Source organism: Sphaerotilus sp., assembly GCF_031429695.1.
Lineage (GTDB): Bacteria > Pseudomonadota > Gammaproteobacteria > Burkholderiales > Burkholderiaceae_C > Sphaerotilus.
Genome location: NZ_JANPAB010000105.1, coordinates 1 through 18,086 on the forward strand (window position 1 = coordinate 1; position 18,086 = coordinate 18,086).

General features: G+C 68.7%; 22 protein-coding genes and 1 tRNA gene. 10 read left to right on the forward strand and 13 right to left on the reverse strand.

Annotation, left to right across the window (positions count from 1 at the left end; translation table 11 throughout):
- Together RMP06_RS19380 and RMP06_RS19385 are read left to right on the forward strand one after the other, a co-directional pair.
- A partial coding sequence (locus tag RMP06_RS19380) for a hypothetical protein (RefSeq protein WP_310463436.1) occupies positions 1–186 on the forward strand: 186 nt, incomplete at its 5' end.
- Positions 187–210: 24 nt separating this feature from the next.
- Positions 211–963: a sulfurtransferase gene (locus RMP06_RS19385; RefSeq protein WP_310463437.1), complete on the forward strand. Its 753-nt coding sequence runs from the start codon at positions 211–213 to the stop codon at positions 961–963.
- On the opposite strand, the gene RMP06_RS19390 is transcribed toward RMP06_RS19385, so the two are convergent.
- Together RMP06_RS19390 and RMP06_RS19395 are read right to left on the reverse strand one after the other, a co-directional pair.
- Entirely contained in the window at positions 947–1,678 is a 732-nt protein-coding gene (locus RMP06_RS19390; RefSeq protein WP_310463438.1) for a DUF599 domain-containing protein, read from the reverse strand. The two genes, RMP06_RS19385 and RMP06_RS19390, sit on opposite strands and share 17 nt — an antisense overlap.
- A 36-nt stretch (positions 1,679–1,714) precedes the next feature.
- Positions 1,715–2,425 (reverse strand): pirin family protein, encoded by a 711-nt coding sequence (locus RMP06_RS19395; RefSeq protein WP_310463439.1) that lies wholly within the window; start codon positions 2,423–2,425, stop codon positions 1,715–1,717.
- A 121-nt stretch (positions 2,426–2,546) separates the two neighbouring features.
- Here RMP06_RS19395 and RMP06_RS19400 point away from each other — a divergent pair, with 121 nt between their 5' ends.
- The 3 genes from RMP06_RS19400 to RMP06_RS19410 are packed head-to-tail and all read left to right on the forward strand — an operon-like array spanning position 2,547 to position 4,855.
- On the forward strand, positions 2,547–3,515 hold the full coding sequence (locus tag RMP06_RS19400; RefSeq protein WP_310463485.1) for a LysR substrate-binding domain-containing protein: 969 nt from the start codon (positions 2,547–2,549) through the stop codon (positions 3,513–3,515).
- 5 nt (positions 3,516–3,520) lie between these two features.
- Positions 3,521–4,456, forward strand: a complete 936-nt coding sequence (gene gluQRS / locus RMP06_RS19405; RefSeq protein ID WP_409050209.1) for a tRNA glutamyl-Q(34) synthetase GluQRS — start codon at positions 3,521–3,523, stop codon at positions 4,454–4,456.
- A 42-nt stretch (positions 4,457–4,498) separates the two neighbouring features.
- Entirely contained in the window at positions 4,499–4,855 is a 357-nt protein-coding gene (locus tag RMP06_RS19410) for an FKBP-type peptidyl-prolyl cis-trans isomerase (protein ID WP_310463441.1), read from the forward strand.
- A 45-nt stretch (positions 4,856–4,900) separates the two neighbouring features.
- Here RMP06_RS19410 and RMP06_RS19415 read toward each other — a convergent pair.
- From RMP06_RS19415 to RMP06_RS19430, 4 genes are all read right to left on the reverse strand, one after another.
- A tRNA-Ser gene (locus RMP06_RS19415) sits at positions 4,901–4,988 on the reverse strand.
- A 61-nt stretch (positions 4,989–5,049) separates the two neighbouring features.
- The gene (gene serS / locus RMP06_RS19420; protein ID WP_310463442.1) at positions 5,050–6,354 is read right to left on the reverse strand and encodes a serine--tRNA ligase; all 1,305 of its coding nucleotides are present in this window, start codon (positions 6,352–6,354) and stop codon (positions 5,050–5,052) included.
- A 22-nt stretch (positions 6,355–6,376) separates the two neighbouring features.
- Positions 6,377–7,396: a 4-hydroxy-3-methylbut-2-enyl diphosphate reductase gene (gene ispH, locus RMP06_RS19425; protein WP_310463443.1), complete on the reverse strand. Its 1,020-nt coding sequence runs from the start codon at positions 7,394–7,396 to the stop codon at positions 6,377–6,379.
- On the reverse strand, positions 7,396–7,848 hold the full coding sequence (locus RMP06_RS19430; RefSeq protein WP_310463444.1) for an FKBP-type peptidyl-prolyl cis-trans isomerase: 453 nt from the start codon (positions 7,846–7,848) through the stop codon (positions 7,396–7,398). The genes ispH and RMP06_RS19430 overlap by 1 nt, the downstream gene beginning before the upstream one ends.
- A 141-nt stretch (positions 7,849–7,989) precedes the next feature.
- Here RMP06_RS19430 and radC point away from each other — a divergent pair, with 141 nt between their 5' ends.
- Together radC and RMP06_RS19440 are read left to right on the forward strand one after the other, a co-directional pair.
- Positions 7,990–8,658, forward strand: coding sequence for a RadC family protein (gene radC, locus RMP06_RS19435; protein ID WP_310463445.1), 669 nt, complete (start codon positions 7,990–7,992; stop codon positions 8,656–8,658).
- Entirely contained in the window at positions 8,655–9,314 is a 660-nt protein-coding gene (locus RMP06_RS19440) for a Smr/MutS family protein (RefSeq protein WP_310463446.1), read from the forward strand. Before radC ends, RMP06_RS19440 begins: the two co-directional genes overlap by 4 nt.
- Positions 9,315–9,332: 18 nt before the next feature.
- Here the strand turns inward: RMP06_RS19440 and RMP06_RS19445 are convergent, their stop codons facing one another.
- Both RMP06_RS19445 and RMP06_RS19450 read right to left on the reverse strand, forming a co-directional pair.
- Complete coding sequence (locus RMP06_RS19445) at positions 9,333–9,731, reverse strand: group II truncated hemoglobin (protein WP_310463447.1); 399 nt, start codon at positions 9,729–9,731, stop codon at positions 9,333–9,335.
- A gap of 38 nt (positions 9,732–9,769) precedes the next feature.
- Positions 9,770–10,549, reverse strand: a complete 780-nt coding sequence (locus tag RMP06_RS19450) for a GGDEF domain-containing protein (RefSeq protein WP_310463448.1) — start codon at positions 10,547–10,549, stop codon at positions 9,770–9,772.
- 224 nt (positions 10,550–10,773) lie between these two features.
- On the opposite strand from RMP06_RS19450, the gene cheD reads away from it, so the two are divergent.
- Together cheD and RMP06_RS19460 are read left to right on the forward strand one after the other, a co-directional pair.
- A complete protein-coding gene (gene cheD, locus RMP06_RS19455) occupies positions 10,774–11,463 on the forward strand; it encodes a chemoreceptor glutamine deamidase CheD (RefSeq protein ID WP_310463449.1) in 690 nt (229 codons plus the stop codon).
- The gene (locus tag RMP06_RS19460) at positions 11,463–12,560 is read left to right on the forward strand and encodes a protein-glutamate methylesterase/protein-glutamine glutaminase (protein ID WP_310463450.1); all 1,098 of its coding nucleotides are present in this window, start codon (positions 11,463–11,465) and stop codon (positions 12,558–12,560) included. The genes cheD and RMP06_RS19460 overlap by 1 nt, the downstream gene beginning before the upstream one ends.
- On the opposite strand, the gene hemW is transcribed toward RMP06_RS19460, so the two are convergent.
- Genes hemW through RMP06_RS19485 form a run of 5 tightly spaced genes read right to left on the reverse strand, consistent with a single transcriptional unit; the run spans position 12,529 to position 17,118 of the window.
- Entirely contained in the window at positions 12,529–13,779 is a 1,251-nt protein-coding gene (gene hemW, locus RMP06_RS19465) for a radical SAM family heme chaperone HemW (protein ID WP_409050210.1), read from the reverse strand. The genes RMP06_RS19460 and hemW overlap by 32 nt on opposite strands.
- Complete coding sequence (gene rdgB, locus RMP06_RS19470) at positions 13,772–14,422, reverse strand: RdgB/HAM1 family non-canonical purine NTP pyrophosphatase (protein WP_310463451.1); 651 nt, start codon at positions 14,420–14,422, stop codon at positions 13,772–13,774. Before rdgB ends, hemW begins: the two co-directional genes overlap by 8 nt.
- Positions 14,423–14,426: 4 nt before the next feature.
- Complete coding sequence (gene rph / locus RMP06_RS19475; RefSeq protein ID WP_310463452.1) at positions 14,427–15,164, reverse strand: ribonuclease PH; 738 nt, start codon at positions 15,162–15,164, stop codon at positions 14,427–14,429.
- 32 nt (positions 15,165–15,196) lie between these two features.
- The gene (locus tag RMP06_RS19480) at positions 15,197–16,111 is read right to left on the reverse strand and encodes a PP2C family protein-serine/threonine phosphatase (protein ID WP_310463453.1); all 915 of its coding nucleotides are present in this window, start codon (positions 16,109–16,111) and stop codon (positions 15,197–15,199) included.
- 38 nt (positions 16,112–16,149) lie between these two features.
- Positions 16,150–17,118 carry a serine/threonine protein kinase gene (locus tag RMP06_RS19485; RefSeq protein WP_310463454.1) on the reverse strand — a complete coding sequence of 323 codons (969 nt, stop codon included), beginning with the start codon at positions 17,116–17,118 and terminating at the stop codon, positions 16,150–16,152.
- 44 nt (positions 17,119–17,162) lie between these two features.
- Here RMP06_RS19485 and RMP06_RS19490 point away from each other — a divergent pair, with 44 nt between their 5' ends.
- Positions 17,163–18,080, forward strand: coding sequence for a YicC/YloC family endoribonuclease (locus RMP06_RS19490; RefSeq protein WP_310463455.1), 918 nt, complete (start codon positions 17,163–17,165; stop codon positions 18,078–18,080).
- Positions 18,081–18,086 lie beyond the last annotated feature (6 nt).

An 18,086-nucleotide genomic window follows, 5' to 3' on the forward strand; every position in this document is an offset into this window, starting at 1 on the left:
TTGCCGCTGATCGATGCGGCGGCCCGGATCCCGGGCGGGCGGCGCAATTTTGCGGACTTCGTTCACTTCACCGACGAGGGCGCACGCCAGATGGGTGATCTGGCTGCTGCTGTGCTCCTGCAGCGCGGCCACCCCCTGGAGGTGCAGGTGGCTGCTTGGCAAATGCGCTCGGACAAGGAACGTTGAGCTGGGTTTCCTACAATCGGCGCCGTGAACACCCCTGCCGCCACCCCCATCCTCAACATCTCCACCTACCGATTCGTCACGCTGGCCGATCCAGAGGCCTTGCGCGCCCAATTGCAGGGCAACGCTGCGGCGAATCAGCTCAAGGGCACCATCCTGCTGGCCGAGGAGGGCATCAACCTCTTCCTGGCCGGCCCTGCCGAGGGTGTGCGTGCGTTTGTCGACTACCTGCGCGCCGATCCGTGCTTCGCCGACCTGGTGCCCAAGGAAAGCTGGAGCGCGACGACCCCCTTCCAGCGTCTGAAGGTCAAGGTCAAGCGCGAGATCATCCGCATGAACCACCCCAGCATCCGCCCCCAGGCCGGCCGTGCGCCGAGCGTGTCGCCTGCGGTGCTCGCCCGCTGGCTGGTGCAGGGCCATGACGACGCCGGCCGTCCGGTCGTCACGCTCGATACACGCAACGCCTTCGAGATCGACCACGGCACCTTCACCGGCGCGATCGACTGGCGCATCGGCAAGTTCAGCGAGTTTCCTGACGCCGTGCAGGCCCACCGCAACCAGCTCGACGGCAAGACCATCGTGAGCTTCTGCACCGGTGGCATCCGCTGCGAGAAGGCGGCGATCTACCTGCAGGACATCGGGCTGGACCACGTCTACCAGCTCGACGGCGGCATCCTGAAGTATTTCGAGGACACCGACGGTGCGCCCGGCTGGCAGGGTGGCTGCTTCGTCTTCGACGAGCGCGAGGCGCTCGGCGCGCAGCTCACGCCCGTTCGCTGACCGGTTCGTTCAGCAAGGCCACCACATCGGAGTGGAACTCCCGCCGATACAGCACGCCGATCACCCCCACCGTGCCGACCACGAAGGCCAGCGGGGACAGGAACCACAGCACCGCCGCGAAGCTCAGGTACACGGCGCGCAGCCCATCGTTGAAGGTTTCGGCTGCCAGTGCCATCACCCGGCCGGCGCGGTCGGCGTAGCGGCGGCGGAAATCGGGATCGGCCGCGCTGTGGAAATCCTTGGAGGACGGCGCTGCGCCGATCAGCAGCGCGCCGAAACTGTACTGCCGCATCGACCAGGTGAAGCGGAAGAAGGCGTGGACGAAGATGCCCGTCAGCACCAGCAGCTTCAGGTCCAGCACCAGCGTCGAGGTCGGCGTGGCAAAGGGCAGGTCATGCACCATCTCGGCGGTCTTCTCGGACGCGCCAATCGCGGCGATCAGGCCGCCGATGATGAAGATGGTGGTCGAGGCGAAGAAGCTCGGGCTGGAGGCCATGCTCTGCGACACGGCCGCGTCCACGATGCGGTTGTCGCGGAACGTGGCCTCGTGCATCCAGTCCAGACGGATCCTGTTGGTGCTCGCCAGCACGGAAGGACGGCGCTGGGCGCGGGCCTTCGAGAACCGGACGTAGCCGATCCAGCCGATGAAAAACGCCAGCAGCGCCAGCCAATCGGCCAGCGGCAGCACCCGGATCACGCGCAGCAGAAAGTCCATGGCCGCGACTGTAGCGCGCCCGGCGCGTCCGTCGGCTCAGGCTTCGAGGTCGAAGACCAGCACTTCCGCGCCGTCGCCCTGGCCGACCGTCAGCACGGACTCCTGCGCCAGCAGCAGCGCGTCACCCGCCACCAGCGCGTGGCCGTTGACCGTGAGCCGGCCGCGGGCGAGGTGGACATAGGCCTTGCGGGCCGGGTCGAGTGCCAGCGTCGCCGATTCGTCGCCATCGAACAGGCCGGCCCACAAGCGTGCGTCGGCGTTGAGCTGCAGCGTGGCCTGGGCTGCGTCGTCAGCGCCGACCGGCGCGGCCACGGCATGCAGCCGCCCGCGCTTGTCGGCTGCGGCGATGACCTGCTGGTCGTAGCTCGGCGGCAGGTCGCGGGCTGCGGGCAGCAGCCAGATCTGCAGCAGGTGCGTCTGCGCGCCGCTGTGGTTGAACTCGCTGTGGCGCACGCCCGTGCCGGCGCTCATGCGCTGGACCTCCCCCGTGCGGATGGTTTCGCCGTTGCCCATGCTGTCCTTGTGCTCCAGCTCGCCCGCCAGCAGGTAGGTGACGATCTCCATGTCGCGGTGGCCGTGCATGCCGAAGCCGGTGTGCGCGGCGATGCGGTCGTCGTTGATGACCCGCAGGTTGCCCCAGCCCATGTGCGCCGGGTCGTGGTAGTCGGCGAAGGAGAAGCTGTGGAAGCTGTCGAGCCAGCCGTGCTGGGCGTGGCCGCGGGCGAGGGAGGGGCGCAGGGTGATCATGGCGGTGGAACCTTGTCGTCGGGGTGTCCATGATGCGCGCCGGGGGTTTGGCCGAGGCGCTGGTGCCGTGATGGCATCATTCAAAAGACTTGAACCCGAGCGCCTGTGCGCCCCGCTGCCGATGACCGACCGCCGCCACGCCCTGACCCCTGAAGCCCTGGAGATGATGGACACCATCGCCCGCACCGGCAGCTTTGCCGCGGCGGCGCGTGAACTCGGCAAGGTGCCTTCGGCGCTGACCTACAGCGTGCGGCAGCTGGAGGAGGCGCTGGACGTGCTGCTGTTCGACCGCAGCTCGCGCCAGGCGCAGCTCACCGCCGCCGGCGCCGAGCTGCTGCACGAGGGCCGCCGCCTGCTCGCGCAGATGGACGCCGTGGCCAACCGCGTGCAGCGCGTGGCCACCGGCTGGGAGACGACGCTGGCGATCGCGGTGGACAACATCGTGGCGCCTCGGGCGATCTTTGACCTGATCGAGGCCTTCTATGCGCTGCGCTGCACGGAGTCGCCCGATGCAGGCCCGCTGCCGACGCGGCTGAAGCTGCGCAACGAAGTGATGGCGGGAACGGTCGAGGCGCTCACGTCCGGGCAGGTCGATCTGGCCATCGGACTGGCCGGGTCGAACAGCTTGCCCCAAGGCCTGCAGAGCGCCACGCTGGGCACGCTGGAAATGCTGCTGGCCGTCGCACCGCACCATCCGCTGGCGGCGCTGCCCGAGCCGCTGTCGATGCAGACCGTCGCGCAGTACCGCATCGTCGCGATGGCCGACACTGCGCAGCGCACGGACCGCCGCACCTACGGCATCCAGCCCGGGCAGGACGTGCTGACCGTGCCCTCGCTGGTGGCCAAGCTGGAGGCGCAGATCCGCGGTCTGGGCTGCGGCCGGCTGCCCGAGCCGCTGCTGCGGGCGCATGTAGCGGCCGGGCGGCTGGTGGTCAAGCGCACCGAGGAACCGGCAGCGCAGGTCGAGCTGCACTATGCGTGGCGGGGCGGACCAGGGATCGGCCGCGCGCTGGGCTGGTGGCTGCAGCAACTGGAAAGCCCTGTCACCCGCCGTGCGTTGCTGGAGCAGCACGCCGGTCTGATCCTTTGAGCGCCGTGCCTGCCGCGCCCGGTGCGGGGTGCTACGTCGGGCGTTTTGCTCCGTCGCCGACCGGGCCGCTGCACGCCGGCTCGTTGGTCGCCGCGCTGGCCTCGTGGCTTGATGCGCGGGCGCACGGTGGGCGCTGGCTGGTGCGCATCGAGGACGTGGACACGCCGCGCTGCGTCCCCGGCGTGGAGGCCGAGATCCTGCGCCAGTTGGCGACTTGCGGGCTGGTGCCGGATGAGGTGCCGGTGCTGCAGTCGCGCCGTGCTGCGTTGTACGCCCAGGCGCTGGATACGCTGCACACCGCTGGTCTTGCCTACGGCTGCCGCTGCACGCGCCGCGAGATCGCGCTGGCGCAGGCCGCCGCTGGCCACGACCGCACGCGCCACGGCGAACTCGTCTACCCCGGCACCTGCCGCCCCGGTGGTGCGCAGCCGGTGGCGTGGGCCGAGGCGAGGGCGGTGCGGCTGCTGACCGTGGCGCCTGATGGCAGCGACGTGGTGATCGGCTGGACCGACGACCAGCGCGGTCCGCAGCACCAGAACGTCACCCGCGAGGTTGGCGATTTCGTGCTGCGTCGGGCGGACGGGCTGTGGGCCTACCAGCTCGCGGTGGTGGTCGATGACGCGCTGCAGGGCGTCACCCACGTCGTGCGCGGCGAGGATCTGGCCGACAACACGCCGCGTCAGATCTGGCTGCAGCGCTGCCTGGGCCTGCCAACCCCGCGCTACCGCCACACGCCGCTGTTGCTGGACGGGCATGGGGAAAAACTCTCCAAGCAGACCGGGGCGCCTGCGGTGGCGGTGGATCAGCCGGTCGAAGTCGTGCGGGCAGCGGCCTCGGTGCTGGGCCTGTCGGTACCTGGGTGTCCAGATGTCCATGCAGCGCTGCAAGCGGCGCTGTCGGGATGGAAAGCGCGTCTGGGGCGGTCTGGACTGGTGGCATGATCGCGGCCGTTCACGTTGTTCCCCCCTTGAAAAGGTTTTCACATGATTTCCACCCCCTCGGGTCTGCAGTACGAAGACACGGTCGTCGGCACCGGTGAAACCGCCGTCGCCGGCCGCCAGGTCAGCGTTCACTACACCGGCTGGCTGCACGACGCCAGCGCCCCGGACGGCCGCGGCCGCAAGTTCGACTCCAGCAAGGACCGCGGCCAGCCCTTCCGCTTCGCGCTCGGCGCGGGCATGGTCATCGGTGGCTGGGACGAAGGCGTGCAAGGCATGCTGGTTGGCGGCACCCGCGTCCTGCTGATCCCGCCGAACCTGGGCTATGGCGCGCGCGGCGCGGGCGGCGTGATTCCGCCGAATGCGACGCTGGTGTTCGAGGTGGATTTCCTCGGGTATTGATGGTGTAAAAAGAAAAACGCCCGCTTGTGGCGGGCGTTTTCTTGTTGGCGGAAGGGGAGGGATTCGAACCCTCGGTACGTTTCCGTACGCTTGATTTCGAGTCAAGTACAATCGACCACTCTGCCACCCTTCCTGTAAGGGGCTGCCTGGGTCAATTCAGGCAAGACCGCAAGTATAGCGAACTTTCTGCAAGTTCAGCAAGCGGGCCGCAACACCTCGACGCCACCCATGTACGGCCGCAGCACTTCCGGCACCGTGACGCTGCCGTCGGCGTTCTGGCAGTTCTCCAGCACCGCCACCAGCGTGCGGCCCACCGCCAGCCCCGAGCCATTCAGCGTGTGGACGAATTCGTTCTTGCCCTGCGCGTTCTTGAAGCGCGTCTGCATGCGCCGCGCCTGGAAGGCTTCGCAGTTCGAGCACGAGCTGATCTCGCGGAACGTGCCCTGCGCCGGCACCCAGACTTCGAGGTCGAACGTCTTGGCCGCGCCGAACCCCATGTCGCCCGTGGACAGCAGCAGCACGCGGTACGGCAGCCCCAGCTTCTGCAGGATCGCCTCGGCATGGCCGACCATCTCGCCGAGCGCGCCTTCGCTGTGCTCGGGGTGGACGATCTGCACCATCTCGACCTTGTCGAACTGGTGCTGGCGGATCAGGCCGCGCGTGTCACGGCCGGCCGAACCCGCTTCCGAGCGGAAACATGGGCTGTGCGCCGTGAGCTTGATCGGGAGCTGGTCGATCGGCAGCACCGTGTCGGCCACCGCGTTGGTCAGCGTGACCTCCGAGGTCGGGATCAGGTACCACTTGCTGCCCGCGGCGTCGCCATCGCCGGACGTGACGTGAAACAGATCCTGCTCGAACTTGGGCAACTGGCCGGTGCCCTGCAGCGCCTTGGCCTGCACGAGGTAGGGCGTGTAGCACTCGGTGTAGCCGTGTTCGGTGGTCTGGACATCGAGCATGAACTGCGCCAAGGCGCGGTGCAGCCGGGCGGCAGCGCCTCGCATGAACGTGAAGCGTGAACCCGACAACTTGGCGCCCGTCTCGAAATCCAGCCCCAGCGGTGCGCCCAGATCGACGTGGTCCTTCACCGGGAAGTCGAAGCTGCGCGGCGTGCCCCAGCGGCGCACCTCGACGTTGGCGTGTTCGTCCGCCCCGACCGGCACATCGGCGGCGGGCAGGTTCGGCACGTGCAGCAGCATCGCGTCCAGCGCGGCCTGGATCTGCGTGAGCCGCTCGGCGCCGGCCTTCATCTCGTCGCCGATGCCGCCCACTTCGGCCATCACGGCGGTGGTGTCCTGGCCCTTGGCTTTCAGACCGCCGATCTGCTTGCTGAGCTGGTTGCGGCGCGACTGCAGTTCTTCGGTGCGGATCTGCAGGGTCTTGCGCTCGGCTTCCAGCGTGCGGAAGGCGTCGGCATCGAGGAAGGCTTGCGGGTTCTTGCGCGTGGCCAGGCGGGCGAGGACGCCATCGAGGTCTCGGCGCAGCAGGGTGATGTCCAGCATGGGAAGTCTCGTGTTGCAGTGTTCAGTGGGGGCGCGGCGCGGCAGTGACACCGGCTTCGGCCATCGCCTTGTCGCCCAGTCCTTTGGGCAGCGGGAATTCGATGTGCTCCTCGACGCCCGGCATCTTGCGCACGCTCAGCGCGCCCAGCTCCTTCAGCCGGGCGATGACCGCATCGACCAGCAGCTCGGGGGCGGAGGCGCCAGCGGTCAGGCCCACGCGCGGACGGCCCTCGAACCACTCGGCCTGGATCTCGTCGGCGCTGTCCACCATGTAGGACGCCGTGCTCAGGCGCTCGGCGACCTCGCGCAGGCGGTTGCTGTTGGAGCTGGTCGGGCTGCCGACGACGATGACGATGTCCACCTCGCCCGACAGCACCTTGACGGCATCCTGGCGGTTCTGGGTGGCATAGCAGATGTCCTGCTTCTTCGGCTCGCGCACCAGCGGGAAACGCTGCTTCACGGCGCGCAGGATCTCGGCGGCGTCGTCCACGCTCAGCGTCGTCTGCGTGACGACGGCGATGCGGCTTTCATCCGGTACCTGCACGCCCGCCACATCGGCCACGTCCTCGACGAGGTGGATGCCCTCGGTGAGCTGGCCCATCGTGCCCTCGACTTCCGGGTGTCCCTTGTGGCCGATCATGATGAAGTCGTAGCCTTCGCGGCGCAGCTTGGCGACTTCCACATGGACCTTGGTCACCAGCGGGCAGGTCGCGTCGAACACCTCGAAGCCGCGCTCGCGGGCCTCGGTGCGCACGGCCTGGCTGACGCCATGGGCGCTGAACACCAGCGTCGCACCGGGCGGCACGTCCGACAGCTCTTCGATGAAGATCGCGCCCTTGGTCTTCAGGTCGTTGACGACGTAGGTGTTGTGAACGATCTCGTGGCGCACATAGATCGGCGCACCGAACTTTGCCAGCGCACGCTCGACGATCTCGATGGCGCGGTCCACGCCGGCGCAGAAGCCGCGTGGCTGGGCCAGCACGACTTCCATGACATCACCTTGGACAGCGCCTTGCAGGGACTCTTGGCGAATCGCGGTCATCACAGCACTCCGATCAGTTGCACTTCGAAGGTCAGCGGTTGGCCCGCCAGCGGGTGGTTGAAATCGAATATGGCCCAGTCCGCGTCGGCCGGCCCGAGTTCGCGCAGCACGCCGGCAAACGAGCCGCGCCCGTCCGGCGTCGGGAACTGCACCACGTCACCGACGCTGTACTGCTCGTGCGGGTCGCCCATCTCGCGCAGGATGGCGAGCTTGAGCTTCTGCACCATGTCCGGACTGCGCGGCCCGAAGGCTTCGCCGGGTTCGAGCGCAATCGTCGTGCGCGTGCCTTCTTCCAGGCCGAGCAGGCGCGACTCGATGGCGGGCGCGAGTTCCCCGGCGCCGAGCGAGAGCGTGGCGGGCTTGTCGTTGAAGGTGTTGACGATGTCGCCGCCGTCGGGGCCGGCGAGGCGGTAATGCAGCGTCAGGAATGAACCCGGTTGGACCTGTGGCACGGCGGTGATCCTGGTAGAAAGTGAAAAAAGTGGACGAAAGCGCTGAAGACGGCGATGGGGGAGAGACGGGCGGAAATGGGGGATGCGGGGGCGGGCCGCGGCCAGTTCTGGGTAGACTGACCCTGATTTTAGGTGCCCCCGATGAAAGACCTTCCCGTTGCGATGCGTCCCCGCGAAAAGCTGCTGGCCCAAGGCCCGGCCGCGCTGGCGGATGCCGAGCTGCTGGCGCTGCTGCTGCGCACGGGCATCCAGGGCACGGGCGTGCTGCAGATGGCCACGCAGGTGCTGGCGAAGTTCGGCGGCCTCGGGGGTTTGCTGCGCGCCGAGGGGGAGGCCCTCAAGGCGGTGAAGGGGATCGGCCCCGCCAAACGGGCCGAGCTGCAGGCCGTGCTGGAGCTGGCACGGCGGGCGCTGGCGATGGAGCTGACGCAGCGGCCGGTGTTCGACTCGCCCCAGGCGGTGCGCGATTACCTGAAGCTGCAGCTCGGCGAGCTGGGACACGAGGTCTTCGCCGTGCTCTTCCTCGACGCGCAGCATCGGCTGATCGCGTACGAGCCTATGTTCCGCGGCACGCTGACGCAGACCAGCGTCTACCCGCGCGAAGTCCTCAAGCGGGCGCTGGCGCTGAACGCGGCGGCCGTGATCCTGGCGCACAACCACCCGTCCGGCGTCGCGGAGCCGTCGCGCGCCGACGAGTTCCTGACGCAGAGCCTGAAGTCGGCGCTGGCGATGGTGGATGTGCGGGTGCTCGACCACATGGTCATCGGGCGCGGGCCGGTGGTGTCGTTTGCGGAGCGGGGCTTGCTGTGAAGGCGCATGCGCTGTCGGAGCTGCGCGCCATCCAGCGGGTCTTGCGTGAGCAGCGCCAGCGTGCCGAGGAGGCCGCGGCGCGCCGTGCGGCGGTGGAGGCGGCGCGGCGACGCGAGCGCGAGCTGTTCACCTGGACCGTCGGCGACGTGACGCCGCTGCGGCCAAGCGACCGTGCCGACATCCCCCGCCCGCGTCCCTTGCCCGAGCCGTTCCAGCGGGCCCTCGACGACGCCGAGGTGCTGCGCGTGTCGCTGTCGGACGACTTCGATGCGGCTTCGCTGATGGAGACCGATGACCAGCTCTCCTACCGCCAGTCCGGCATCGGGGACGATGTGCTGAAACACCTGCGGCTGGGCCGCTGGTCGCTGCAGGGCCAGATCGACCTGCACGGCCTGAACCGTGATGCCGCGCGCGATGCGCTGGCGCTGTTCCTGAACAGTGCGGGCAAGCGCGGCTGGCGTTGCGTGCGCGTCGTGCATGGCAAGGGCCTGGGTTCACCAGGCCGGCAGCCGGTGCTCAAGGGCAAGGTGCGCAGCTGGCTGGTGCAGCGCCAGGAGGTGCTCGCCTTCACGCAGGCGCGGGGACCGGATGGCGGGGCGGGGGCGCTGATCGTGCTGCTGGCGTCGGCGCGCCGGCCGGACGGGCGGCTGCGCTGACGCGCTGGGTGCCGCAGGTCAGCGGTTGCGCATCCAGTCCGCCGTGCCGAAGAAACTCTCGGTCAGCCGCTGGACCAGCACTGGATCCAGTGCCAGCTCGGTCATCGCCTGGTGCATGCAGGCGACCCACTGGTCCCGCTCCTGCACGCCGATCGAGAACGGCATGTGCCGCATCCGCAGGCGCGGGTGGCCGAACCGCTCGGTGTAGTGCTGCGGCCCGCCCAGCCAGCCGCTGAGGAACCAGTAGAGCTTGTCGCGGGCCTCGGCGAGCGTGGTGCCGTGGGCGGCACGGAGCGCGCGGTAGCCGGGCTCCAGGTCCATCAGGTCGTAGAAGCGGTCGACGAGTTCGCGCACGCGGGCGTCACCGCCGACCCATGCGTAGGGTGTTGCGGGCTGGTCGGGAGTCTCGGGGTTCATCGTTCGGACTGTAGCCCAGTCGTCGCGGTGGCCGCCGCTCACGGGGGCGAGTCCATCGCCGAATCCATCGCATCCGGCACGAAGGCCGACACCGCGCTGAAGAGCATGTCCCGCTCCGCATGGCCCACCTCGGAGCGGGGCTGCGACTCCAGGCAGATGCAGTTGCGGCCGGCGGCCTTGGCGCGGTAGAGCTGCTGGTCGGCCCGCTCCATCCACAGGTGCGATGACGAGCGCACCCACTGCGGGGCGAACGCACCGCCGACGCTCACGGTGACGGTGATGTGCTGGCCCGGCGCGGTGACGACGACCGTTGCCTCGATCGCCTGGCGTACCCGGTCAGCCACCGTCTGGCCGAAACTGGCGGGGCAGTTGGGCAGCACGGCACCAAATTCCTCGCCGCCCAGCCGCGCGACGGTGTCCATCGGCCGCACGCTGTCTTGCAATGCCTGCCCGATGTGGCGGATCACCTGGTCGCCCGCGGCGTGACCGTAGGTGTCGTTGACGCGCTTGTAGTGGTCGATGTCGAGCAGCAGCAGCAGCGCGGACTCCCCGATGCGGGCCACACGGTCGATCTCGCTGTCCAGGCTGGCCTCGAACTGGCGGCGGTTGAACAGCCCTGTCAGCGGATCGCGGCTGGAGAGCGTGCACAGGCCATCGATCAGTGCTTGCATCCACGCGGGTGAACCGGGATCGAGCCTGGCCATCCAGTCGTGCTGGCCGGCGCGCTCCAGCAATTGCAGCGCGAGGCCCACTTGCAATGTGTGCCCGCCGACCGTGACCATGGTCGCTTCACCGGCAGGAGGAGGCATCTGGGCCATGGAGGGTGTGGATGACAACGGCTGGAACAAAGGTCTGGAGCAGGGGCATTTCGGCGTTGATGTGGCCGAAACCCGAAAAAGGTGCTCCAAAGCACGCTATTTGAAGTCTACGGCATGACCCCCCGGACTTGAGTGGAAGATGACCGGTGTTGGGCGGGCTTCTTCGTGTAAGGGGTGGTCGATGCGGACCGCACAGTGGCCTTGAATTGCATTGCGAGCTGTCCTTGCCCCACCTGCGTCCTCCTCCTCCATCCGCTGACAACCCGCGTGTCGAACCCGTCCTGGCCCGGGTGGTGCCCGGTCGTCTGGAGCGGCTGCGCGCGTTGCCAAGAGCCGACGGGCAGGCGAATTTCTTCTACCGCGAGGTGGTGTTCAACGCTGACGCGGTCCGCATCATGCCGGGCGAATTCTTCGTGCATGGCGAGGACATCGTCATCACGACCACGCTGGGCTCGTGCATCGCCGCCTGCCTCTGGGACCGCCAGGCGCAGATCGGCGGCATGAACCACTTCATGTTGCCCGGTGGATCGGGCTCGGCTCCGGATGCCGGCCGCTACGGCATCGAGGCCATGGAGCGGCTGGTCAACGCCCTGGTCAAGCACGGTGCGACCCGCAAGACGCTGGACGCCAAGGTCTTCGGCGGCGCCGCGATGATCCAGGGGCCGGGCTCGCTGCATGTGGGCGAGCGCAACACGCACTTCGTGCTCGACTATCTGCGCAAGCACGAGATCACGCTGATCTCCAAGGACGTGCTCGGCAGCAGCCCGCGCAAGGTCTGCTTCTTCCCCCAGACTGGCCGCGTGATGGTGCGCCGGTTGCCACCGACCCAGCACGGCCTCGTGCTCGCGCAGGAGCGCGAAGCACGCCGCAAGGCCGGTGGCGCTGCTGCAACGACCTTCGCGGATCTGCCGTGATGCCAAACCAGAGCCTGCGGTCTTCCTTCGCCTCGACCGGCGGCGCCCCGCTGCGGGTGCTGGTGGTCGACGATTCCGCGACGGCGCGGGCGATGCTCTGCGCCATCCTGGCTCGACAGCACGACATGGTCTGCGTCGGCGAGGCGGCGGATGCGCTGCAGGCGCGCGAGATGATCCGAGGGCTCGATCCGGATGTGGTCACGCTCGACATGGTCATGCCAGGCATGGACGGGCTGGACTTTCTGGAACGGTTGATGCGGTTGCGACCGACGCCGGTGGTGGTGATCGCTGCGCCGACCCGCCAGCACCAGACGACCGTGCTGCGCGCTGCGGCGCTGGGCGCGGTGGCGTTCATCGACAAGCCGCTGCCAGGCACACCGGGTGCCATCGAGGCCTTCGAGCAGCGCGTGGTGGTGCGTCTGCGCGAGGCCGCTCGTACCCGCCAGGGGCGCCGAACGGGCTGGATGACCGAAGCTCCCGTGTCCCTGGCCTCCACCAGCGGGCGCCTCATCGCCATCGGTGCGTCGACGGGCGGCACGGAAGCCACGCCGCGCCTGCTCGCTCGCCTGTCGCCCGCGGCACCGCCTGTGCTGATCGTGCAGCACATGCCGGCCGGGTTTTCGGCCCGCTATGCGGCGCGGCTGAATGGCCTCGGCCCGCTGGCGGTCAGCGAAGCGCGCGACGGCGAGCCGTTGCAGTCCGGCCACGCTTATGTCGCGCCGGGCGGGCAGCACCTCGCGGTCGACCGGGCCGCAGGCGGTGGGTTCATCGCACGGGTGACCGACGGCGAACTGGTGCAGCGGCACCGGCCCAGTGTGGACGTGCTGTTCCGTTCGGTGGCCAAGGTCGCCGGAGAGCGCGCGATCGGCGTGATGCTCACCGGCATGGGGGGCGACGGCGCGCTCGCGATGCGCCTGCTGCGCGAGGCCGGCGCCTACAACCTGGCGCAGGACGAGGCAACCTCGGCCATCTTCGGCATGCCGCGCGAGGCGATCCGGGCCGGGGCGTGTCAGGAGGTGCTGCCGCTCGACGCGATCGGGCCGCGCGTGATGGCGCTGCTGGGACTCAGGTCAGAAACAAGCCCTGCAGATCGCTGAGGAAGTCGAAGCCGCGCGGAGTGGGGGCTGCGCGTTCCCAGTCGCGCGCCAGCAGGCCGCGTTGCTCGGCCTGGGCCAGCGCCGTCTCGATGCTCGACAGCGGCAGCCCGGTGCGGTCCCGGAACAGGCCCAGATCGAATCCGTCCTTCAGCCGCAGCGCATTCAGCATGAACTCGAAGGGCAGCGCCTTGCGGCCCACCTCCTCGTCGTTCGACACGGCCTGCCCGGCCAGCGCCTTCTGCATGTACATCACTGGCTCACGCCAGCGCACCTGCCGCACGACCCGGTGCGGGAAGCTGAGCTTGGTGTGGGCACCCGCACCGATGCCCAGGTAGTCGCCGAACTGCCAATAGTTCAGGTTGTGCGTGCAGCGGTGGCCGGGCCGCGCGAAGGCCGAGACCTCGTAGCGCGAGAGCCCCTGCGCGCCCGTCATGTCCACGATCTGGTCGAGCATGTCGCTGGCCAGATCGTCGTCCGGCACGACCGGCGGATGCACGGCGAACAGCGTGTTCGGCTCGATCGTCAGGTGGTAGACCGACAGGTGCGGCGGCTGCAGCGCCAGTGCGGTGCGCAGATCCTCGGCGGCCTCGGCGAGCGTCTGGCCGGGCAGGGCGTACATCAGGTCGAGGTTGAAGGTGTCGAAGGCTTGCGCGGCTTCCTCGGCGGCGGCCAGCGCTTGCGCGCGGCTGTGGACGCGGCCGAGTGCCTGCAGCTTCGTGTCGTCGAAGCTCTGCACGCCGATCGACAGCCGCGTCACCCCGGCGTGGCGGAAGGCGCGGAAGCGCTCGCGCTCGAAGGTGCCGGGATTGGCCTCCAGCGTCACCTCGCAGCCCGGTGCCAGCGGCATCAGCGCCCGCACGTCGCTCAGCAGCCGCTCGATGCCTTCGGGCGAGAACAGGCTGGGCGTGCCGCCGCCGATGAAGATCGACTGCACGCTGCGGCCCCAGACCAGCGGCAGTGCGGCCTCCAGGTCGGCGCGCAGGGCGTCCAGATACGCCGCTTCCGGATGCCCGCCGCTGGCGGCCTCGTGCGAGTTGAAGTCACAGTACGGGCACTTGCGCAGGCACCACGGCAGGTGGATGTACAGCCCCAGCGGCGGCGGTGCGCCGAGCTGCAGCATGCCGGGGCGCAGGTAGCGCGCCACCACGTCGGCGCCATTGGCGGCGACCGAGGTGTCCGCGGCGGCCTGGGCCGGCTGGATCGGGATGAATTCAGCCAAGCTGCCACACCCCGCGCAGCAGCGTCAGCATCTGCACACAGGCCAGCGCGCGGTGGCTCTGCGCGTTCTTGACCTCGGCGGGCATCTCGGCGGCGGTCAGTCCCTGCGCCGCGATGAACATCAGCGGGTCGTAGCCGAAGCCACCCGCGCCGCGCCGCTCGGCCAGGATCTCGCCCTCCCAGCGCCCGAAGGCGATCAGCGGCTCGGGATCGTCCGCCGAGCGCACGGCCACCAGCGCGCAGACGAAGCGGGCGCGGCGGGTGGCGGCGCCGTCGAGCGCGGCCAGCAGCTTGCGGTTGTTCGATTCGTCCTGCAGCGCACGCCGCGCTTCGCGGTCGAGGCCGGCGGGGAAATCGACCGTGGCGAAATGGGCCGACTGCACACCCGGCGCGCCGCCCAGTGCGTCCACACACAGCCCCGAGTCGTCCGAAATCGCCGGCAGGCCGCTGGCGGCCGCGGCGTGGCGTGCCTTGGCGAGCGCGTTTTCGATGAAGGTGTGGTGCGGCTCTTCGGCTTCCGGGATGCCGAGCGAGCCTTGCGTGACCAGCTCGACCGACACCGGCTGCAGCAGTGCACCGAGTTCCTTCAGCTTCTTGGCGTTGTTGGACGCCAGCACCAGACGGTGCCGCAGCAGGCTCGCCATCGCCTCAGCCCCCGATCGGCGCGGCCAGCGCCTGGCGCTGCAGGGCGACCAGTTCGCGGATGCCCTTGTCCGCCAGACCGATCAGCGTGTCCATCTCGGCGCGGCTGAAGGGCGTGCCCTCGGCTGTGCCCTGCACTTCGACAAAGCCGCCGGAGCCGGTCATCACGACGTTCATGTCGGTGTCGCACGCCGAGTCCTCGACGTACTCCAGGTCCAGCAGCGCCGCGCCATCCAGCAGCCCGACCGAAATGGCGGCGACGTGGTCGCGGATCGGCGTTTCGGTGATCAGACCTTGCGCCAGCAGCGTGGCCACGGCGTCCTGGGCGGCGACGAACGCGCCGGTGATGGCGGCGGTGCGGGTGCCGCCGTCGGCCTGCAGCACGTCGCAGTCGATCGTGATCGTGCGCTCGCCCAGTTTCTTCAGGTCGAACACGCTGCGCAGCGAGCGGCCGATCAGGCGCTGGATCTCCTGCGTGCGGCCGGTCTGCTTGCCCTTGGCGGCTTCGCGGGCGCTGCGGGTGTGGGTGGCGCGGGGCAGCATGCCGTATTCGGCGGTGACCCAGCCTTCGCCCGAGCCCTTCTTGTGCGGTGGCACGCGCGCTTCGACCGACGCCGTGCACAGCACCTTGGTGTCACCGAAGGCGATCAGCACCGAGCCTTCGGCGTGTTTGGTGTAGCCGCGGGTGAGTTGGACGGGGCGCAGGGCGTCGGGGGCACGGTCGTTCGGGCGGGTGGTGGTCATGGGGCAGAGGTCGGGGATCGGAGGAAAGGGATTCAGCCGCGCTTCTGGGCGCTGCGCTTGATGGCTTCGTTGATCTCGCGGATCGAGCGTTCGATCTCGGCTTCGTCGAGCAGGTCGTCGGGGTTGCCGACACCGGCACCGGCCTGGATGGTGGAGGCGAAGACGTCGTCGCCAAGCGCATCGGTCTCGATGCCGGTGAGGGTCTCTTCGTCCTCGGCGGACTCCCACTCGACGGCGATCACGGTGACGTTGTCGCTCTTCTCGCCGGCGATGCGCAGCGCGCGCTCCACCAGATCGGGTGCGGCATCGGTGATCGCGCCTGCGGACAGGATGCGGGTGATCGTGTCGTCATCCAGCGCACCCCACAGGCCGTCCGAGCACAGCAACAGCTTGTCGCCTGGCTGCAGCGTCACGGGGCCGACCAGGTCGATCACCGGTTTGCCCGGACTGCCCAGGCAGGTGAACAGCACGTTGCGGTTGACCTTGTCGCCCAGCGGCACGACGCCGTTGAGTGATTCCTGCAGCTCGGAATACGAGTGGTCGCGGGTGCGGGCCTGCAGCCGGCCGCCGCGCACGAGGTAGAGCCGCGAATCGCCGCAGTGCGCCCAGTAGGCGTCGCGGCCTTGCAGGATGCAGGCGACGACGGTCGTGCGCGGGGTGTCGAGCAGGGCGCGCTCGGTGGCGTAGCGGATGAGCGCGTGGTGGCCGGCCAGGATCGACTCGGTCAGGAAGCGGCGCGGCTCGCGGATGGTCGGCTTGGCCTCGCGCTGGAACATGGCAGACAGGGTCTGCAGCGACATTTGCGAGGCGACCTCCCCCTCGGGGTGGCCGCCCATGCCATCCGCGAGTGCGAAGAGGCCCGAGTCGCGGGTGTAGCAGTAACCCATGCGGTCTTCGTTTTTCTCGCGCCCGCCGCGGCGGCTGATCTGGTAGACGGAAAAACGCATGGACAGGGGTTCCGAGGAAGGATCCGGCGCGGCGTGGCTCACGCCTTGGCGCCGGACTTGATGTTTTCAAGCTGGAGCTTGAGGCGCTCGCTGAAGCTGAGCTTGGTGTAGCGGCGTTCGGTTTCCCTGGAGAGTTCTTTTTGCAGCGCGAACACGCTTTGCGGACGGGCCAGCGGGTCGAGCGACATGCACCACTCGGTCACCTCAATGAGGTTGTCCGAGTACACATTGCGCAGACGTGACAGCGACAGACTCAGGCGGTCTTTCTCGATGCGCTGGGGGGCGTCGTTGGGCGGATAGCCCTGCATGCAGGCGTAGATGCACGCGCCAATGGCGTAGATGTCGGTCCACGGCCCGAGCGAGCCGTCGCGGCGGTACATCTCGGGTGCGGCAAACCCTGGCGTGTACATCGGCCGGATGAAGTTGCCTTCCTTGGACAGCACTTCGCGCGCGGCGCCGAAGTCGAGCATCACGGCCTTGTTCTCGTTGGTGACGAAGATGTTGGCTGGCTTGATGTCCAGGTGGAGCATCTTGTGCTGATGGACGATGCGCAGGCCACGCAGGATCTCGTCGAACAGGCTGCGGATCGTGCTCTCGCGGAACACCTTGTCGCGCTTCAGGTCGCGGGCGGTGACGATGAAGTCCTGCAGCGTGTCGCCCTGCAGGTAGTTCATCACCATGTAGACGGTTTCGTTCTCGCGGAAGAAGTTCAGCACCGAGACGACGCTCTGGTGACTGATCTGCGCCAGCGAGCGGCCTTCCTCGAAGAAGCTCTTCAGACCCAGGCGGTACAGCGGCTGCTTTTCGGGCTTGACGCGCGGAATCAGCTCACCCGCGGAGCGTTCGGCCAGCGAGGAAGGGAGGTATTCCTTGAGGGCCACCAGCCTGCGCTCGGCGTCTTCGGCGAGGTAGACGACCCCGAAGCCGCCCGCTGCCAGCTTGCGGATGATCTGGTAGCCCCCCACCACAGTGCCAGGCGGCAACGGGGCGGGTTTTTGCTTTGACATAATCGTATTTTGATTGGGCGAAATCCGCGATGTCAGTTTACAGCATGACCGGTTATGCCAGCGCCTCCTCCAGCGCGCTGCCCGAGGCCGGGGAACACACCGAGAACACTGCCGCACAAGCGGGATCCGCAGGATCGGTCACGGTGGAACTGCGCTCCGTGAACAGCCGATTCCTGGATCTGGCGCTGCGCCTGCCCGACGAATTCCGGGCGCTGGAGCCGGCGCTGCGCGAGCTGCTCACCCGTGCCTTCAAGCGCGGCAAGATCGAGCTGCGCCTGAACCCGGACCGCGCACCCGACGCTGCCGCTGCGCTGCCCCATCCCGAGCAGCTGGCGCAGTTGGCGACGCTGCAGGTGGCCATCCGCTCGCAACTGCGGGACGCGCAACTGATGTCGGTGCATGAGGTGCTGCAGTGGTGCCGCAGCACGGCGCCGGTGGTGGCGCTCGACGAGGCTGCGCTGGCCGCGGCGCGGGTGTGCGTCGATCAGCTGGGGGAGGCCCGCGCCCGCGAAGGCGAGCGGCTGGTGGCGATCCTGATGGAGCGGGTCGAGCATCTGCGTGTGCTGGCGGCCCAGGCGGCGCCGCTGCTGCCGCAAGTCGTGGCGCGTCAGCAGCAGCGGTTTCTGGAACGCTGGCACGAAGCCCTCGCCACGGCGGGCGCCAACCAGAGCGTGTCCGCGCAGTCGCTGGCCGAGCGCGCCATGTCGGAAGCAGCAGCGTTCGCGATCCGCATCGACGTGGCGGAAGAACTGGGCCGTCTGGGTGCCCACCTGGACGAGATCACCCGGCTGCTGCGCAAGGGCGGCGAGCTGGGCAAGCGGCTCGATTTCCTGATCCAGGAACTGCACCGTGAGGCCAACACGCTCGGCTCGAAATCCGCTGCGCTGGAGCTGACGCAGATTTCGGTCGAGATGAAAGTCGCGATCGAGCAGATGCGCGAGCAGGTGCAGAACATCGAGTGATGCGGC